The sequence below is a fragment of the Acinetobacter sp. TUM15064 genome (genome assembly GCF_008980265.1).
Taxonomy (GTDB): Bacteria; Pseudomonadota; Gammaproteobacteria; order Pseudomonadales; family Moraxellaceae; genus Acinetobacter.
Genome location: NZ_BKFU01000025.1, coordinates 12,248 through 29,683, shown reverse-complemented (window position 1 = coordinate 29,683; position 17,436 = coordinate 12,248). Strand labels below are relative to the sequence as shown.

The 17,436-nt window shown below is 41.7% G+C and carries 20 protein-coding genes, 1 tRNA gene and 1 pseudogene; 11 read left to right on the top strand and 11 right to left on the bottom strand.

Annotated elements, in window-relative coordinates; translation table 11 throughout:
• Nucleotides 1-93: 93 nt before the first annotated feature.
• Nucleotides 94-169 (bottom strand) — tRNA-Phe (locus GBI16_RS09460).
• A 185-nt stretch (nucleotides 170-354) separates the two neighbouring features.
• Nucleotides 355-732, bottom strand: a complete 378-nt coding sequence (locus GBI16_RS09455) for a GNAT family N-acetyltransferase (RefSeq protein ID WP_086209070.1) — start codon at nucleotides 730-732, stop codon at nucleotides 355-357.
• Nucleotides 733-824: 92 nt separating this feature from the next.
• On the opposite strand from GBI16_RS09455, the gene hisB reads away from it, so the two are divergent.
• From hisB to hisA, 5 genes are all read left to right on the top strand, one after another.
• Nucleotides 825-1,418, top strand: a complete 594-nt coding sequence (gene hisB, locus GBI16_RS09450) for an imidazoleglycerol-phosphate dehydratase HisB (protein ID WP_004691554.1) — start codon at nucleotides 825-827, stop codon at nucleotides 1,416-1,418.
• Complete coding sequence (gene hisH, locus GBI16_RS09445; protein ID WP_151706964.1) at nucleotides 1,418-2,035, top strand: imidazole glycerol phosphate synthase subunit HisH; 618 nt, start codon at nucleotides 1,418-1,420, stop codon at nucleotides 2,033-2,035. Before hisB ends, hisH begins: the two co-directional genes overlap by 1 nt.
• Nucleotides 2,036-2,313: 278 nt before the next feature.
• Nucleotides 2,314-2,826, top strand: coding sequence for a DUF805 domain-containing protein (locus GBI16_RS09440; protein ID WP_086209073.1), 513 nt, complete (start codon nucleotides 2,314-2,316; stop codon nucleotides 2,824-2,826).
• A 112-nt stretch (nucleotides 2,827-2,938) separates the two neighbouring features.
• Complete coding sequence (locus GBI16_RS09435) at nucleotides 2,939-3,607, top strand: 3'-5' exonuclease (protein WP_151706963.1); 669 nt, start codon at nucleotides 2,939-2,941, stop codon at nucleotides 3,605-3,607.
• 79 nt (nucleotides 3,608-3,686) lie between these two features.
• Nucleotides 3,687-4,418: a 1-(5-phosphoribosyl)-5-[(5-phosphoribosylamino)methylideneamino]imidazole-4-carboxamide isomerase gene (gene hisA, locus GBI16_RS09430; protein ID WP_086209075.1), complete on the top strand. Its 732-nt coding sequence runs from the start codon at nucleotides 3,687-3,689 to the stop codon at nucleotides 4,416-4,418.
• A gap of 71 nt (nucleotides 4,419-4,489) precedes the next feature.
• Here hisA and GBI16_RS09425 read toward each other — a convergent pair whose 3' ends face one another.
• Nucleotides 4,490-5,038, bottom strand: a complete 549-nt coding sequence (locus GBI16_RS09425) for an XRE family transcriptional regulator (RefSeq protein WP_151706962.1) — start codon at nucleotides 5,036-5,038, stop codon at nucleotides 4,490-4,492.
• Between the two features lie 90 nt (nucleotides 5,039-5,128).
• Here GBI16_RS09425 and GBI16_RS09420 point away from each other — a divergent pair, with 90 nt between their 5' ends.
• A complete protein-coding gene (locus GBI16_RS09420; RefSeq protein WP_151706961.1) occupies nucleotides 5,129-6,028 on the top strand; it encodes a DMT family transporter in 900 nt (299 codons plus the stop codon).
• A gap of 71 nt (nucleotides 6,029-6,099) precedes the next feature.
• Here GBI16_RS09420 and GBI16_RS09415 read toward each other — a convergent pair whose 3' ends face one another.
• Both GBI16_RS09415 and GBI16_RS09410 read right to left on the bottom strand, forming a co-directional pair.
• Entirely contained in the window at nucleotides 6,100-7,539 is a 1,440-nt protein-coding gene (locus GBI16_RS09415) for an NAD(P)/FAD-dependent oxidoreductase (RefSeq protein WP_404814595.1), read from the bottom strand.
• Nucleotides 7,540-7,552: 13 nt separating this feature from the next.
• Nucleotides 7,553-8,896, bottom strand: a complete 1,344-nt coding sequence (locus tag GBI16_RS09410; RefSeq protein ID WP_151706960.1) for an APC family permease — start codon at nucleotides 8,894-8,896, stop codon at nucleotides 7,553-7,555.
• Nucleotides 8,897-8,983: 87 nt separating this feature from the next.
• On the opposite strand from GBI16_RS09410, the gene GBI16_RS09405 reads away from it, so the two are divergent.
• A complete protein-coding gene (locus GBI16_RS09405; RefSeq protein ID WP_151706959.1) occupies nucleotides 8,984-9,343 on the top strand; it encodes a helix-turn-helix domain-containing protein in 360 nt (119 codons plus the stop codon).
• Between the two features lie 334 nt (nucleotides 9,344-9,677).
• Here GBI16_RS09405 and GBI16_RS09400 read toward each other — a convergent pair whose 3' ends face one another.
• From GBI16_RS09400 to GBI16_RS09390, 3 genes are read right to left on the bottom strand one after another with little or no spacing between them, the layout of a single operon-like run.
• The gene (locus GBI16_RS09400) at nucleotides 9,678-10,070 is read right to left on the bottom strand and encodes a hypothetical protein (protein WP_086209081.1); all 393 of its coding nucleotides are present in this window, start codon (nucleotides 10,068-10,070) and stop codon (nucleotides 9,678-9,680) included.
• A 29-nt stretch (nucleotides 10,071-10,099) separates the two neighbouring features.
• Nucleotides 10,100-10,729, bottom strand: a complete 630-nt coding sequence (locus tag GBI16_RS09395; RefSeq protein WP_151706958.1) for a DUF1294 domain-containing protein — start codon at nucleotides 10,727-10,729, stop codon at nucleotides 10,100-10,102.
• A 13-nt stretch (nucleotides 10,730-10,742) separates the two neighbouring features.
• The gene (locus GBI16_RS09390) at nucleotides 10,743-11,693 is read right to left on the bottom strand and encodes a homoserine kinase (RefSeq protein WP_086209083.1); all 951 of its coding nucleotides are present in this window, start codon (nucleotides 11,691-11,693) and stop codon (nucleotides 10,743-10,745) included.
• Nucleotides 11,694-11,803: 110 nt separating this feature from the next.
• Here GBI16_RS09390 and hisF point away from each other — a divergent pair, with 110 nt between their 5' ends.
• Both hisF and GBI16_RS09380 read left to right on the top strand, forming a co-directional pair.
• On the top strand, nucleotides 11,804-12,565 hold the full coding sequence (gene hisF, locus GBI16_RS09385; protein WP_308463950.1) for an imidazole glycerol phosphate synthase subunit HisF: 762 nt from the start codon (nucleotides 11,804-11,806) through the stop codon (nucleotides 12,563-12,565).
• Nucleotides 12,566-12,798: 233 nt separating this feature from the next.
• Complete coding sequence (locus tag GBI16_RS09380) at nucleotides 12,799-13,131, top strand: hypothetical protein (RefSeq protein WP_228146988.1); 333 nt, start codon at nucleotides 12,799-12,801, stop codon at nucleotides 13,129-13,131.
• 325 nt (nucleotides 13,132-13,456) lie between these two features.
• Here the strand turns inward: GBI16_RS09380 and GBI16_RS09375 are convergent, their stop codons facing one another.
• A complete protein-coding gene (locus GBI16_RS09375) occupies nucleotides 13,457-14,095 on the bottom strand; it encodes a hypothetical protein (protein ID WP_086209086.1) in 639 nt (212 codons plus the stop codon).
• A 110-nt stretch (nucleotides 14,096-14,205) separates the two neighbouring features.
• Here GBI16_RS09375 and GBI16_RS09370 point away from each other — a divergent pair, with 110 nt between their 5' ends.
• On the top strand, nucleotides 14,206-15,207 hold the full coding sequence (locus tag GBI16_RS09370; protein ID WP_086209087.1) for an AraC family transcriptional regulator: 1,002 nt from the start codon (nucleotides 14,206-14,208) through the stop codon (nucleotides 15,205-15,207).
• A gap of 129 nt (nucleotides 15,208-15,336) precedes the next feature.
• Entirely contained in the window at nucleotides 15,337-16,023 is a 687-nt protein-coding gene (aqpZ, locus tag GBI16_RS09365) for an aquaporin Z (RefSeq protein WP_086209088.1), read from the top strand.
• 79 nt (nucleotides 16,024-16,102) lie between these two features.
• Here the strand turns inward: aqpZ and GBI16_RS09360 are convergent, their stop codons facing one another.
• Entirely contained in the window at nucleotides 16,103-16,348 is a 246-nt protein-coding gene (locus GBI16_RS09360) for a hypothetical protein (protein ID WP_086209089.1), read from the bottom strand.
• Between the two features lie 76 nt (nucleotides 16,349-16,424).
• A pseudogene (locus tag GBI16_RS09355) lies at nucleotides 16,425-17,087 on the bottom strand (DNA/RNA non-specific endonuclease); the annotation flags it as partial.
• Nucleotides 17,088-17,436 lie beyond the last annotated feature (349 nt).

The window sequence follows — 17,436 nt, the reverse complement described above, 5'->3', positions numbered from 1 at the left end:
AATCATCACTTTTTTATTTGATCGAATAAATTTCAGGCAAAAAAAATCCCTGATGGGATCAGGGATTGAAATCTTTAAATTAGCTTTAAAATATGGTGGCGAGACCCAGGATCGAACTGGGGACACACGGATTTTCAATCCGTTGCTCTACCTACTGAGCTATCACGCCGATGTCGCGTATTAAACAGTTTAAGCCGTGTAGCGTCAAGTGTGTTTTCACAAAAATCTTTTGAATGCTTACTTTTACAGCAATATTCAACACCCTTTGCACATTTTTTGATTCACCCTGTGTACTTAAACTAAGGCTCAATCACTTTCCATGAAGTAAAGCAGCTTAAAACGACCTCAAAAAACTTAAATTTTGCCAATGTGCTCTAAGCAACGATGAATCGCGCCACAGCCTGGCTCAAACACTTTCACACCTTTACTTTCTTCCATGCGACACGTTTCTTCAACCAGTCGCTCCGCAACCCCTCGCCCACGATTTGCTGGATGTACCACGATATATTCAAGCGTTTTATTTTCACCCTGCCCGCTACACCAAAGTGCACCAATGACTTTAGTATTAAATTCTGCGGTATAAAGTAAGGTATACTGAGCCAGATTCTGCTCAAGTTGTTCTACGGCATCATGCCCATCGCCAAATTCAGGACTGGTGTCGTACAGTCGCTCTAGCTGGCTGCGCAACTCTTCTTTTTCTAGTGAAGTATAAGCGTGTACGGTAATAGGCATTGATAAACCCTCCTGAGCAATCTAATATGCGGTGACTTCGTTACGGCGAAACATTTTACATCAATTATTTGACGTCTTTGAGGAACGTGTCTATGACAGAACGTATCAGTGAAGTGGTAAGAAATACCAACGAAACCAAAATTCGAGTTCGTGTAAACCTCGATGGTACGGGTCAAGGCACGCTCAACACAGGTATTCCCTTTTTAGATCATATGATTGATCAAATCAAGCGACATGGCTTATTTGATATTGATATTGAATGTGATGGTGACTTGGAAATTGATGATCACCACACGGTTGAAGACTGTGGTATCACGCTTGGACAGGCTTTTGCCAAAGCTTTAGGTGACAAAAAAGGTTTACGCCGTTATGGTCATTTTTATGCACCGTTGGATGAGTCCTTGAGCCGTGCTGTGGTGGACTTATCGGGCCGTCCAGGTTTGTTTATGGATATTCCATTTACCCGCGCCATGATTGGTCGTTTTGATGTGGATTTATTCTCTGAGTTTTTCCAAGGCTTTGTGAACCATGCTTTAATGACAGTGCACATTGATAATCTCAAAGGGAAAAATAGCCACCACCAAATTGAAAGTGTGTTCAAGGCTTTTGCCCGTGCGCTTCGTATGGCATGTGAAATTGACCCACGTGCAACCAACACCATTGCTTCAACCAAAGGTAGCTTGTAATGACCCGTATTGCCCTTCTTGACTATGGTATGGGGAACCTACACTCAGCAGCAAAAGCGCTTGAACATGTCGGTGCAACAGTCGATGTGACCAATGATCCTAAACTGATTGCTCAGGCCGATAAAATTGTCTTCCCTGGCGTAGGCGCCATGCGTGACTGTATGCAAGGCATGCATGAAGCAGGGATTGATGAAGTCGTTCGTCATGCGGCATTTAATAAGCCAGTCTTGGCGATCTGTGTCGGCATGCAAGCGCTGATGCAACGCTCTGAAGAAAACGGCGGTGTCGATGCTCTCGGTATTTTTGAAGGAACAGTAAGACGTTTTCCAGATGTAGATGGCTTAAAAGTGCCACACATGGGCTGGAACCAAGTTCATCAAGCTGACCCAAGCCACCCAATGTGGAAAGACATTGAACAAGATGCACGTTTTTACTTTGTTCACAGCTTCTATGTTGAACCGAAGAATAGCGACATTGTGGCTGCAACTTGTGACTATGGTTTAGAGTTCTGTACCGCGATTCATCAAGAAAATTTATTTGCAACACAGTTCCACCCTGAAAAAAGTCATACCGCAGGTTTGCAACTGCTAAAAAACTTTGTGGAATGGAAAATTTAATTTATCTCTACATCTGTTGTAGTAAAAAGCTCAACTTCGGTTGGGCTTTTTTATTCACGATTCACTCAACTTCGGTAATACCCCAAAAATGCTGTGCATAAGCTTTCATCTTTTTTTTGCTATCCCCTTAGCCTGTAAATTTTTGATTTAAAACACACTAACATATTCAGCATTGTCGTAATGACTTTCCATTGTCACCAAATTTGATTATGATTTGCCTGCTTTTTAGACATTTTTATTTATAAAAAATTTAATTTACAACGATAAGGTAAGTCACTATGACTCAATATGTACAAGAATCTGCGCTGAACGCCGCAGGTCGCTTCGGACGTTTTTCATATCTCGCATGGAACTGCCTCCTTGCCATCGTCGCTGTGATTATCATTGGTATTTTTGCCGTGATTTTTCCAACGACTTTCATCAACATGGAAACAGGCAACTTTGGTGGCGGCATGATTTTTCTTGCTGTGATTTATATAGCAATTTTCTATTTCACCTTCGTATTTACCATTCGTCGCCTACATGACCGCAACCATACGGGCTGGTTATCGCTGTTAATGCTGGTACCTCTTGCTAACGTGATCTTAATGCTTTACCTGATTTTTGCACCAGGTGATGATCGTAGCAATAGCTATGGTTCGCCACGCCCAACCGCAGGTTGGGAAACAATTCTAGCGTGGATTTATATCCTGCTATTTGTCGTTGGTATTTTAGCAGCAATTGCTTTGCCTTCTTATCAAAGCTATATACTGCGTGCCAATCAATCACAGATCGAAATGCAACAGCAATAAAAATGCATTCTGTTATCTTGGATTGTACTTAAAACCTGCTTCTTGCAGGTTTTATTTTGCCTTTAAAATCAAAAACCACTAGTCTGAGATAAAAGCATGCCTCAGATATAACATGAATAATTCCCTACCCAGTCTCCCTATCCCCAACAAAGAACACATTCAAATTTTGCCTCGTTTTCAAAATTTGCCAATGCAAGCGATTCATGTCATTCAGAACGTAGAACAGTGTGAAGCCATTCGCACTGAACTGGAACAGATTGCCATCTTCGGTTTTGATAGCGAGTCCAAACCGACCTTTCAAGTGGGAGAAGTCTCCACTGGGCCACATCTCATTCAACTGGCCAGCGTCGAGCGTGCTTATTTGTTTCAAATGAGCCCTCCCATTTGGAGCTTCCTTGCGCCATTTTTGGCGAATCCAGACCAGCTCAAAGTGGGTTTTGGTTTAAAAAATGATGCTCATCTGTTCCGTAAAAAAGGCTTTGAGTTAAATGGTATCGTTGAGCTGTCAAAATGCTTTGCAAGCTTTGGGTTGAGCAACCCTGTTGGCATTAAAAATGCCATCGCCCTGCTGTTTCAACTCAACTTCCCGAAAAGCAAAAAAGTCAGCACCTCAAATTGGGCAAGGAAAGTCCTTACGCCTGAACAAATTAACTATGCTGCTGCCGATGCCTACGCTGCCCTGTTAGTTTTTGAAGAATTGTGGCATTTGGAACAACTACCGAAAGAGATTTTGCAAAAACTGGAAAATATCATAAAACCTCCTCGTCATGAAAAGCTGTAACAGGTGCTTAGAAAATTGCCAATACTTTGCTAAGATGACTGACATTGATTTTATTTAAGATTTGGCTAGGAGCGAAAGCATGCTGATCATCCCTGCAATTGACCTGAAAGATGGCAAATGTGTTCGTTTAAAACAAGGTCGTATGGAAGACGATACGGTTTTTTCTGATGATCCTGTTGCAACTGCACAGCACTGGGTAAATGAAGGCGCGCGTCGCTTACATTTGGTCGATCTAAATGGTGCTTTCGCGGGTACGCCAATTCATAAACCTGTGGTTGAAGCGATTGCTCGCGCACAACCTGAACTGCCCATTCAAATCGGCGGCGGTATTCGCTCACTAGAAACCATCGAACACTACCTAGAAGCGGGTGTATCTTTTGTCATTATTGGCACCAAAGCAGTTCAAGAACCTGAGTTTGTTGAAGAAGCTTGTAAGAAATTTGCAGGTCATATCATTGTCGGGATTGATGCCATGAATGGCATGGTGGCCACCGATGGTTGGGCCAATGTGACCGATGTGAAGGCAACTGATTTGGCCAAACGTTTTGCCGATGCAGGCGTATCAAGCATTGTCTATACCGACATTGCACGTGACGGCATGATGCAAGGGGTCAATGTTGAACAAACTGTTCAACTGGCACAATACTCTGGCCTACCTGTGATTGCATCAGGTGGTGTGACCAACCTTGATGACGTACGTAACCTCAAAGGTCAACCTGGTATTTTAGGTGCAATTACTGGTCGTGCGATTTACGAAGGCAGTTTAAACCTACGTGAAGCACAATTGCTATTAGATGAACAATCGCTCTAACTGTAGAATTTAAAAAAGAGGTCTATTGACCTCTTTTTTATGCATTAAATATCAGTTTGAAGATCTGCTTCTTAATAAATTGCATTACGAATAAACTTTAACGATACATTGCCACGGTTGATATATTGGTATTCAATGGCACTCGAAAAAACGATCGACTCTCCTACACCCAAGACTTTCATGTCGCCTGCCAAATCCAAAGTTAGTTCACCCTCCATCACATAGAGCATCTCACGCCAGCCTTCTGGGTCAGGTTCAGCACTATAGTGTTCATTTGGAGCAAGTACCCATGTCCATAGCTCTACTTTTTGTGTCGCTGCCGCTGAAGCCATTAATTTTGCTTCACTGTGTGCTTGTGTGCCCTGCCAAGCCAAAACGTTCACCACCGCTTGCCCTTGCTGTTCAGGCGCAGCAATAATTTGTACAAAATCGACCTCAAGCACATCGGCAATCAAGCTGAGCTTTGCCAGACTAATATTATCCTGCCCTGATTCAACCCCAGCCACCATGCGACGGCTTAAACCAGCCAAATCTGCCAGTTGTTGCTGACTCAGGCCTTTTAAGTTTCGATAATGACGCACATTTTGGCTGACGTGTTGTAGCACCGCAGGAGAGTTCATACAGATAAATCAAAAAAATATTGAGCAATATATTGCACACAAAAACAAAGCATGACAAGCTATGTGCAATATATTGCACATTAGTTTTTTATGTTGAATACTCAGCTCGGTTCTAAAGCGCCTGTGATTGCGCTGATTCTCATTACTTTTATTTGGGGCGGTACCTTCTTGGCCGTGAAATATGCCTTAAATTTCAGCTCGCCTATGTTCTTTGTCGGTTGTCGCTTCGCCTGCGCCGCGACCATTATTGGTTTATTTTCCTATCAGCATTTAAAACACATCACCCGACAGGATCTGTGGGCGGGTGCACTCATTGGCTGTATGGTCACGATTGGCTATGGCACACAAACGGTCGGACTACAAACAGTCAGTAGCAGTGAATCTGCCTTTTTAACGGCACTGTATGTCCCCCTAGTCCCCCTACTATTGTGGTTGATCTTTCGTAAAGTGCCCCATTTTATGATTTGGATTGGTGCACTCTGTGCGTTTGTAGGCTTAGTCCTGCTCACAGGCAATAGTCTGAACTCAATCTCATTGAATTTTGGCCAGACCTTAACCCTGCTCGGTGCAATTGCTATAGCAATGGAAATTATTTTGATTGGTTCTTTTGCCCCAAAAGTTGATATTGGTCGGGTGACGGTCATTCAACTGGCGGTTGCCTCTGTGCTCGCCTTTGCATCCATGCCACTGGCTGGTGAGCAACAACTACCTGCTTTTTCATGGCCATTATTAGGCATTGCTTTTGGATTGGGGCTTGCCAGTGCTGTGATTCAATATGTCATGAATTGGGCACAGCGCTCAGTCAACCCATCACAAGCAGCGATTATTTACGCAGGAGAGCCTGTGTGGGCAGCACTATTTGGGCGCGTTGCAGGAGAACGTTTAGCACCACTAGCTTTGTTGGGCGGTCTCTTGGTGGTGTTTGGCATTATGATGAGTGAATGGAAACCCAAACTGTTGAAATCAAAAAAAGAAGCTGAACAGCGCTAATTTAACGTTCAAATGCGGTGTCTGCTGAGTCTAAACATAAATTGTATAGATTCAGCAGCACAAGTTCATGTTTAGAACGATACCATCTTACCCGGATTAATCATTGCTCCTAAACCATACATACTTTTGGCAATTGGAATCACTAACGGTGCCAATGCCCGACCAAAAGGAATGTTCTGATGTTGAATTCGGGTCAACATATTAAAATCATCACATTGACCACAGAAATCATCGGCAATGGCTTTACCAATACGCACCGTTTGCGCAACACCATGCCCACTCCAGCCCTGTACAGCATAAATGGGATATTGATGACCAAATTTCCGACTGTCTGCCGCACCATTAACGGTTAAATCTGTCGTTCCACTCCACACAAAGTCAAGTGCCACCTGCTCTAGCTGAGGAAATACATGCTGAATACGTCCCAGCAAATAGTCATGGGTTTGTTCAGGACTCCAACACGAGCCAGTGCCTTCGCCCCCAAATAACAATCGGTTTTTTGAAACGCCACGGTAGTAGTCAATTTGAAATTGCGTATCGTATACGGGCAGATCCGTCGGCAATAGTTCTTTCAAATCTAATGCTAAAGGTGCTGTGGTACAGACGTAAGTATAAAAAGGAATCGTAGTTTGATTACGTTCTTCTAATAGTTTAAATGAAGCATGGTGTACAGCCATCACCACGCTTTTACGTGCTTTAATCACCCCTTGCGCTGTGGTCACATAAATACCATCAGCACGTTCCTGAATCGACTGCACTTCTGTTTGCTCATAGATGCTACCGCCCTTTTGGCAAAAGCCATACGCCAAACCACGTGTCAACGCTAAAGGATGAATATGTCCACCTAAATGATCCAATAAGCCGCCAAAATAGTTATCCGATTGCACATGCTCTCGTAATTCCTCTTGGGTCAGCATTGAGGTATTTTTTTCATCTAAGTACTGACGTGCTTGCATGCCTTCACGCAAGGCATCTAAATGCCCTGGGTGTACTGCGGCCGTTAGATGTCCACGTTTACGTTGTAAATCTAAATCATATTTTTCAGTAATGTCATCAATCAAAGTCATGGCTTCAGTTGAGGTAAAGTGCCATAACTTTTTTGCCTCTTCAAAGCTGAAGTGCTCGATCATGGTTTCGGCTTCCCAACGTGCCAATCCCGGTGTGAGTTGCCCACCATTGCGCCCTGAGGCAGCACTGCCCACTCGGTTCTTTTCAACCAAGACCGTATCTACACCCTGCTCCGACAAATGCAGTGCTGCCGAGGTTCCCAATAAGCCACCACCTATCACTACGACATCACATTCGATATCTGCATTTAAAGCATCAAACTCATGCCATACATGCATTGAACTTTCATAGTAATTAGCAGGATGATCAAACGCACCATGTTGCGGGTTTAACCAATTCCACTCTTTGCCGCTTTGTACAGCAAAACTGGCTTTGTATTCAACGTCATCTACAAATGTCGGTTTATTCATATTCATTTCATTTACACTCAATATTACTTTCATTTTCATGCAAGGTTTAGTATGCATTTCCAATTACAATGTTTTGCTTTTTCAATTTCTTATAAATAAATATCCCAATACCAATTGCTAGCCAAGAGCACCCAAAAATCAGGGCATTTCGTTCTAAGTTGACCCACAGGCAAAGCATCACCAATACGGATAACAGAGGCAGGATCAAATTGAGACATTTGTTTTTGACGCCTTGAGTTTGTTTTTCCAACAGATAAAACTTCACAAAAACCGAGAAGTTCACCGCCGTAAAGGCAATCAATGCACCAAAGCTAATCATGCTGACCACGGTCGCAAGATCTAAGAAAATGGCAGACAATGAGATCAAGCCAATGCTCAATACCGCGTACAAGGGGGTACCCAGTCTTGCATGTAATTGTCCAAAGGTTGCTTTGGGGAAAATGCCATCTTTCGCCATAATATGAATTAGGCGTGAAGCACTCGCATGAGTCGCCAGACCTGAAGCAAAGGTATTCATGATTTGAGCACACAGAAATACAGCTTGGAACAATGCCCCTCCGACATAGAGAACAATCTCAGGTAAAGCTTCATCAGGTTTGTTAAAACGAACATTCGTTGGGAAGTACAACTGAATAAACCATGATGCTGTGATAAAGATGGCCCCCCCTGCCAATGTGGTAAGTAAAACCGCACGCGGAATGTTCTTTTGCGGATCTTTGGTCTCATGCGACATGGTTGTAACTGCATCAAAACCCAAAAATGAAAAACATAAAATGGAGGCCCCCGCAATCAAAGGTAAAACAGAGCTGTCCCCATTAAACAATGGCGCTAAAGTCAGTACATGATCATAGCCTTGCGCTGACCCCACCCCTTGAATAACCAAATAAATAAACAGAACCATCAACAGTAAGGGCAAAAGCACAAACACCAAACTCAAGTTCGCTAAAATATTGATTCGGAAGCAGTTGATTAGGGTGACTAAACCTGTAAATAAAACCACCCAGACCCAATAGGGCACGCTCGGAATGACAGCTTCCAAATAAATACCCGCCAGTAAAGCATTAACTAAAGGCAGTAAAATATAATCGAGCAGTGAACACCAACCAACAAAAAAGCCCGCTTTAGCTCCACAGGACTGTGCGGTGTAGTTATAAGCAGAACCTGAGTCACCGCTGACCCGACTAAAACGTGCATAACTAAATGCCGTTAATAGCATTGCAAACAACGCCAGAATATACGCCAATGGCACACGACCATCGGTGATCCCAGACACGATACCAAAAGTATCGAACACCACCATTGGGGTCTTGTAGGCCACACCAATAATGACCACTTGCCATAGTGACATTTTCTTTAAAGAAAAATCTGCATTTTTCACCGAAATCACCATCTTTCATTTTTCAATCTAGTGATTTTGGTTTTTGCAACAACTATGCCATATAATAGCATCTTCTGTATTTTAAGAATATTGAATAAAATGCCTAAATACGATTTAGAAACTCGAAAAGCAGCAATTCAACGCTATAAACTCACTGATTATAAGGTTGCTGTTTGCAAAGAATTCAACATCTCACGTGTGACCCTCGATGCATGGATTAAGCTAGAGGAAGAAACTGGAAATTTATCTCCAAAAGCAGTTAGTAATCGTGGAGCACCTAGCCACATTAAAGACTGGAATGAATTCCAAGTATTTGTTAAAAATACAAAATTTCAAAATATTAGCGATTTAGTTCCACTTTTTGAACAGCACTTTGGCTATTCAGTTTCTTATGCCGTACTGGTTCGTGCCATTCATGTTTTAGGCTTGCGTCGTCGTCGTGGAAGATTCTATGCCTAGCCAGAATCATGCTATTTTTTATAATCAATATCGAACATATTTTTATATAAATAACTGTACATTAATGTATAGTTATTTTATTAAAAAAGTAAATTTAAATTATTAAATATGTAAAATATATTAAATAAAAATGTAAATTATAAATATTAAAAATGTAAGATTTATTGAACAAAAATGTAAAACATAAAATTTAATTTGGTACAGTACTTTTTTAAAGCCTGCGCAAAAATAGTGAAACTGCTGCATTATATGGTTTCATCTCAGTGCATAAATCCCATCTCAAAAGATACAGACCTAAAAAAAGGGCAAACTGCCCTTTTAAAGTCATCTGGTCTTATTGATACATCGGCTCATTATCATTTAAACGAATGATGCCTTTAATCGCACGATATACAATCCACACCCATGACAGTACAATCACGGCGACGCAGAAGGTTGAAGCGCCTAGTGCTACACCTGCAAATGCCGTGGCATTTTCACCTGTAAAGAATAAGAAAAGAAACGGCACAAAGGCAATCACGTTCCAAATTAAATACCACCAAAACGTGCGAATCTGCCATGTAAAATGGCTCTCAAAAATAGAACCACGGACTGCATCGCGCTTGATGTAATTAATGACTAAAGCGATCACTGCTAAAATTCCTGCGGAAAAAATCGCAACAATATACAAAATATAAAGAATAAAGGTCAGGCTACGATTCGGATCTTGATCGACTGAATAATTCATATTGTCCCTCATAAAGTGGGCTTTTGACTTTAAATAGGCAAACTATTGAAAGGAGAAATAAGCCATAAAATTAAAAGAATATTGAAAAAGATTGTACAAAAGTAAATCTTTCTAAAGGGTTGTTTTTGTGTTTTATGACGTAGCTTTTGCTGTGCCAGCCATGCGGCAGGCCATCCGCCTAAAAATGAAAGCAGATGCAACGTATTTTCAGGTACGCGGCGCTGCCCATTTTGCGCCGCTTCTTTGTCTTGTGCATAGAACCAATAACTGGCTGCATTCATTAAACTAATAAAGAGCAACACCAATCCACTTAAACGCCCCAGCAGCACCAACAGCGCTAAAACAACAATGTACACCACCGAAGCGATTTGCATTGGACGCAAATTTTGGCCTTGTACGGTCTTTTTCAGGGGCTTCTTTTGAGTCCGATTATTTTGGGTTTGTGATGCTTTTAAATAGCTGACTTGCTGTGCACGATAACGCCCTTGCGCATCTAAAATTGCATTATATTCCAATGCACATCCTACTATGGGGCGAGGACCTTGCCGCGCAAAGTCCTTGATATGTAAAAACACGCGATCTTTGCTGTCATCGTTAGGCTGAATAAAGCCGTAGCCCTTATCATCAAACCATTCAATGAGTCGTCCTTGGTCACGCATTTTTCTTTCCTATTTAAGTAGTTACAAACTTTAAGCGGTCAATCACCATATTACGCATTTCGACAGGATTTTTCTGCAAAATATCCTCCCCAGTACGGCCTTGTTCTGCATTTTTTTGTGCCACTTGTAAACGCATCATCCAAAAACGTGCAGCAGCCATTGCGAGATACAACTCTAGGCAAGATTTTTCATCAGCAGTCAAAGGACGAATGCTTTCATAGGCGTTTAAAAATGCGATGGCCTTGGCTTCATTTAAATGTACACTTGGGTATTCGGTGCAGAAGTCATTCAGCGTAATCGCAATATCGAACAAGAACTCATCTTTATTCAGTTCATAAAAGTCTAAAATGCCCTTGAGCTGATTGCCCTCAAACAAAGTGTTGTCTCGAAATAAGTCCGAATGAATAAAACCTTTTGGACGATTCGGATAAACTGCCGACAATGCATCGTATAGACCCAATAATTTGCTCAATAATGCTTGATCCGCTTCAGTTAAAGTCGGTTTCATGTCTAATGCCACCGCCAGCCAGTAATCATGGTCACGGTATTCTGCACGTTCCAGTGGAAAATCTTGCAGTGCTACATGCATTTTCGCTTGTGCAACGGCAATTGCCTCAGTTTGCTCAAGGGTCGCAGGCATAGGGTGTTTGCCCATCATCCGTGGGGCAATTTGTGCCGGCTTCTCTTTTAAGCTATGAATGGCTTTACCTGAATGACTTAATGGCACGGGTACCGTTAAACCTGCTTGGCCCAAATGCTCAAGTACAGGAACCAACTCGCCTGCGCCTTGTTCATCCATCTCTTCAAATACAGTTAACACGTACTGCACAGCATTTTCACACACAATAAAATAGTTCGTATTTTGAATACCGCCTTGAATCGGGATCAGATCCATCACCTCTAGTCCATAAGGTGCTGCAAACGCCTGAACTTCCTGTAAAGTCAAAGTGGTATAAACCGACATATAAAACCTGCGAAAAAACTTACATAAGTTTGATAGAATACCTGCTCCGACTATTAAGGTGTAGCATCTAAGTCGCGAAGTTTCATAATCGGCTGTTATTTTTGGAAAAAATTATGCTAGCTAAACGTATTATTCCTTGCCTCGACGTAGACAACGGTCGTGTAGTGAAAGGTGTTCAATTCCTTGATATTCGTGATGCAGGTGACCCAGTAGAAGTAGCACGCCGATATAACGAGCAAGGTGCTGATGAAATTACCTTCTTAGATATTACAGCAACCTCAAATGGCCGCGACACAACCTACCGTACCGTTGAACGTATGGCTGAAACGGTTTTTGTTCCCTTAACCGTCGGTGGTGGGGTACGTAAAGTTGAAGACATTCGTCTCTTACTCAATGCTGGTGCAGACAAAGTGAGCATTAACTCAGCAGCGGTATTTAATCCTGAATTTGTCCAAGAAGCATCGCAACGCTTTGGCGCACAGTGTATTGTGGTTGCTATAGATGCGAAAAAAACGGGTGAAAATAAATGGGAAATTTTCACTCATGGTGGCCGTAAACCAACAGGCATTGATGCCATTGAGTGGTCAGTGAAAATGGCTAACTTTGGCGCAGGTGAACTATTGATTACCTCGATGGATGCCGATGGCACCAAAGCAGGATATGACCTCGAGCTGATGCGCCAAATCAATGACCGTGTCACTATTCCAACCATTGCTTCGGGTGGTGTTGGCAACTTACAACACTTGGCCGATGGTATTTTAAAAGGTGGAGCCGACGCCGTACTGGCTGCTTCAATTTTCCACTTTGGGCAACACACCATTCCTGAAGCGAAGAAATACCTTGCGGAACAAGGCATTGAAATGCGTTTATAATTGACAGCATCATTCTGAAATGATTAAAAGAGTATCGAAAGATGCTCTTTTTTTATGACTTCAGTTTTTTATAACTATTTAGAACAACAATTAGAGATCAAACAGTGCAAGACTTACAGGTTATTTTTCTTATCTTTGGCATCGCTTTCTTATTTCTATTACTGTACCTATTAAGAAAATACACAGATCATCCTTTTACCATGTTCGCCATTATTCCCTTCTTAGGCTTGTGCATGTTTAGTTATGTAATGTTCTCAGAATACCAACTCACACAGTATTATAAAAAAGCCTTTGCCGCCCCTGAGCAAATTCGTTATTGCGGAACTTTTCATCAATGGGTAGAAATCAGACAGCAAAACCGACACAACGTCAGCATTGAAAAAGCCTTTTATTTTCAAAATGATCGACAAGGGTTCATATTTACCAACAGTCTACAAGCCAGACAACGCTTTCCAGAGCTGAACACATTAAAAGTGAATGACCCCATTTGCTTCCAGTTTTCTCCACAGTATAAGGACGAAATGGATCGCTATATTTTAACGGGCTTTAAAAAACAGATGAATTAAAAAGCTCAATTCCACTGTACTCATTCACAGCTAGTGCCATTGCCTCAATTATGCAGCAGATGTTAAAGCTTAGAATGCTCTCTGGATCTTGTTCGAACCTACACTCTCAATTTTTGAGATAAAAAAAGGGAGTCTTGCGACTCCCTATAAACCTAGAATAACGACTATATTGCTCTGTTAAACTGGAAAATGAAAAATGACGTACTAAGCTCATGAAGTGAAATCACCTCATCAACAGCTTTACTATAAGATGTTCAAATGATGAAATATTGACAATACATACCAATTTTATTGACAAATCACGACAACTCTCACATTAACCCTATTATCCAGCGATAGTTTCTGTCATCTGCCTAGGCTTACTCTCAACAGCTTCTGGTGCCTTAACCCATTTTGCAGGAAAGACCTGATTTACCCATTGAGTTAAACGCTCAGACACGCCTTGAGGCAAGGTAATGCCCAATGGATTTTGTTCTTGCAAGTCCAATGATGAAATCACGCGAGTCCCTAAAATATAGTCAAACCACGGCTTAGTCACACACCAGTTGGCATCCTGATTAGAGTTCATGTGGTGGTCATAGTGCCACGGAATTTTACGCATTGCCCAGTCAGGTTCTAAGTGCGCACGGCGGTGAATATAATAATAGTTTCCAGCAGAATACAGCACAGATAAAGTCATCCCTTTGGACACTGGATAAAATAATGTTCCAAATACACCCGCGACTACAGCCAGTGAAATGATCTCATTTTTAGTACGCCAGTTACTCCAGCCTTCAACATATCCGTGGTCGTGAAATGCCGTTTTACGTACTTCTCGGTGATGCTCCCAATGTGACTTCATGCTGTCAGGCACAGGGCTGTAGCGTGGCTTACCCGCACGGTGTGTACCATGCAAAATATATTTATGTGCCACCCACTCAAAGGCATTGGCCACCACCAATCCCGCGACAAAACCCTTCCACATGTCAAATCCCTCCTGTTTTCAGATTGAATATAATGTGGAAACTATGCTAAATATTGACCCTAGCATTCCAATTCATTGACAAATCACGACAAGAACAATAGAGCGAATAAATGCAACATTTCAAAGACTACACAGGTTCAGTCTACGGCGGGCTAGGTCATTTACTTTATGCCTATTGCCAAGCGGTGGGCTATCCAATTTCTGAAAAACTTGAGAAAGTTCAGAATCTAGAACGTTTTGATTATGCTCTGTGGTTAGCGTTGTTGAATGATCTCGACAGCCATCTACAAACGCCGGCTCTCGGACTCGACATTGCTCAATATGTACAACCTAAGCATTTAGGTATCTTGGCCTATATTGCGCTATCCTGTGAGACGCTTGGTGAAGCACTGACCCGTTACCATGACTTTCATCGGCTGATTTATGATGGTAGCTCATTATATGTTGCCGTTGAAGGTGAAAACCTATGTTTTGGTTGGGTGGAAATGCCGATTGAACTCACCACACAACTGAGTAATGAAGTGGCAATGGCACTGATGATTCAATTTATGAAACACTTTGTCGCCCATGAAGATATTCAGCTTTATGAAGTGCACTTCACGCATCCTACCCCTAAAAATACCCTACAGTATGAACAGTATTTTAATTGTCGCGTTCGCTTTTCCCAAAGTCGACCGATGATGATGATTCCACTGCGTGAATTATCTATGCCTTTTCAACAAGGCGATCAAACCTTACAAAAACTACTGTTACAGCAAGCCGAAGCCCTACTTGAAAAATTGCCCAATTCCACTCACATTGACCAACGGCTACAACATGCTATTTTGACAGGACTCCAAAAAAACCAATATCAAATTGAGCATATTGCGAAGCAATTGAGCTTTTCAGTACGACAACTACAGCGCCACTTACAACAACAAGGCACGACTTATCAACACAGAATGCAAGAAGTAAGACGTGTCTTGGCAGAACAATATTTAAAAGATCCACACTTGAGCTTACAGGAAATTGCCCTCTTGCTCAGTTATTCTGAACAAAGTGCTTTTCAGCGTGCCTTTAAACAATGGACTGAGCTCACCCCGCAACAATGGCGACTACAACACGTTGACTAACAATCCTCAAATTTTCTAAGGTCATCAAGATGTCACGCTTTTTTGTTAAAATTGATTGAAAAACGATCGTTTTCTCGTTAAATATACGTTGTAAACAAATAAAACATCAATAACTACAAAAGGCGCATTATGAATAAATATCTTGCTGAATTCATCGGAACATTTTGGTTGGTCTTCGGAGGTTGTGGCAGTGCTATTTTTGCTGCAGCTTTCCCTGAATTGGGCATCGGCTTTCTAGGCGTTGCTCTTGCCTTTGGTTTAACCGTTTTAACGGGTGCTTTTGCACTCGGACACATCTCAGGTGGACACTTTAACCCTGCCGTCAGTATCGGTTTATGGGTCGGTGGTCGCTTTGAGAGCAAAGATCTGATTCCCTATATTATTTCTCAAGTTATTGGTGCAATTTTAGCAGCTTGGGTTTTGTATTTGATTGTACAAGGGCAAGCTGGATTTGTTGGCACAGGAGGATTTGCAAGCAATGGTTATGCCGAGCTCTCTCCTGGTCAGTATTCTTTAATCTCAGCTTTAATTATTGAAATTGTCCTAACAGCAATGTTTTTAATTATCATTATGGGTGCGACCGATAAACTTGCACCTTCTGGTTTTGCCCCAATCGCGATTGGTCTGGCTCTGACACTTATTCACTTGATTAGTATTCCTGTCACCAACACTTCGGTCAATCCAGCCCGTAGTACAGGTGTTGCCCTCTTTGCCGAAACCGCTGCTTTAAGCCAACTTTGGTTATTTTGGGTGGCACCTATTATTGGCGCAATTATCGGTGCCATCATTTATAAAATTTTGGAAAGAAAGGCTTAGACGCTGTTCCCATTCCCTACCAGCATAACGCCCACGAATGTGGGCTTTTTAAATGTTCCACATGGAACATGCTTAGAACTTATAAAAAAGGGTTATCAATTTCCCCTGTCTCTGAACGCTGAATTTTTTCAGGAAGTTGAACCTCGCTTTCTAGCTGTTGCACGATGGCATTGATATAGCTCTGTAATGCTTTGGCTGCGGCTAAACCCACTTGGTCTTTGGTGAGTTGTAAATTGCCATAAATACTGACACAGTCCACGTCATTATCAAGAGTCAAGTCATGAATGGCATGTGACTCCGCTCCCTGTATAAAAGGTTTAAACATATTATTTTTACTCTTATTTATGCTTCAGTCATCGAATAAAGCAGCTGAACCTATACACATCCAGCTGCTTAGAACTTTAACGTAACAGCTGCAAAATATATTGCAACAATACGTCAATCAATTGCTTCACAATAGCATCCTGTGTAGCCGAATCAATGCCTGTACTGTTGGTCTGATCTGTGCTTTTTGCACTCGACTGACTCGACCCCGACTTAAAGTCTTTTTGTAACGCTTTGAGCTGCTCTGATGAAACATCTTCCGCACACTGGCTTTCTGCATCCCAATGCGAATATTGAATGGCATGTTGAGCTTTGACAGCATTTGCTGTCAGCGGGAGCTTGTAGGTATTGCGCTTTTGTTCTTCTGTCAGTTGCGGAAACAGATTCATTCCCAACTGCTCTTCCAAATAGCAAACACTGACAACTTTTACCTGCTGTGAATTATCATTCGGTGCATAATACGCCCCAATCGCCCCTGTTTTTGGCATATACACAGCCTTATAAACCGCACTCGGAACAATCACTCCCTGTCCAATGGTTTTAAGCTTCTTGCCCTGAAATACAGGTCCAGTCACTACAAAAACATCAAGCTTTTGTTTGGTCACAATTGCGCGCGTCGCCTCTTCTAATTCACGCCAGACCTGCTGATTATTTTTAGGGGCTTGCGGTACCATATTGGCCAAAGAAAAACTGTCGAATTGTGCATCTTTATTCGGCATATCGGCATTAGGCGCCATGTGTTATATCCGGATTTAATCTATACTCATACAAAACACTCAATTTAATTTAAATTATATAAACTATAAATTAAGTAATAGATGTCCTTCTAAATTAAGAAGAATTCTTATTTGATTAATATTTCTACCTTAACATTCATGCATAATTCGTGAATGAGAACATCTATTCAAAATAGCTTTCCAGAACAATGTTTAAGAAGTATATACGCAACTCAGTTTAAGAAGATGCAGACTTAAGCCTAGGAACAGATTACAGATATACTGAGATCATTGACAAAATTCAAAATTCAAAAAATCTTAAATACTAAAAAATATAAATCTCTGAATGTGATATACGCTGAACTATCAGGAG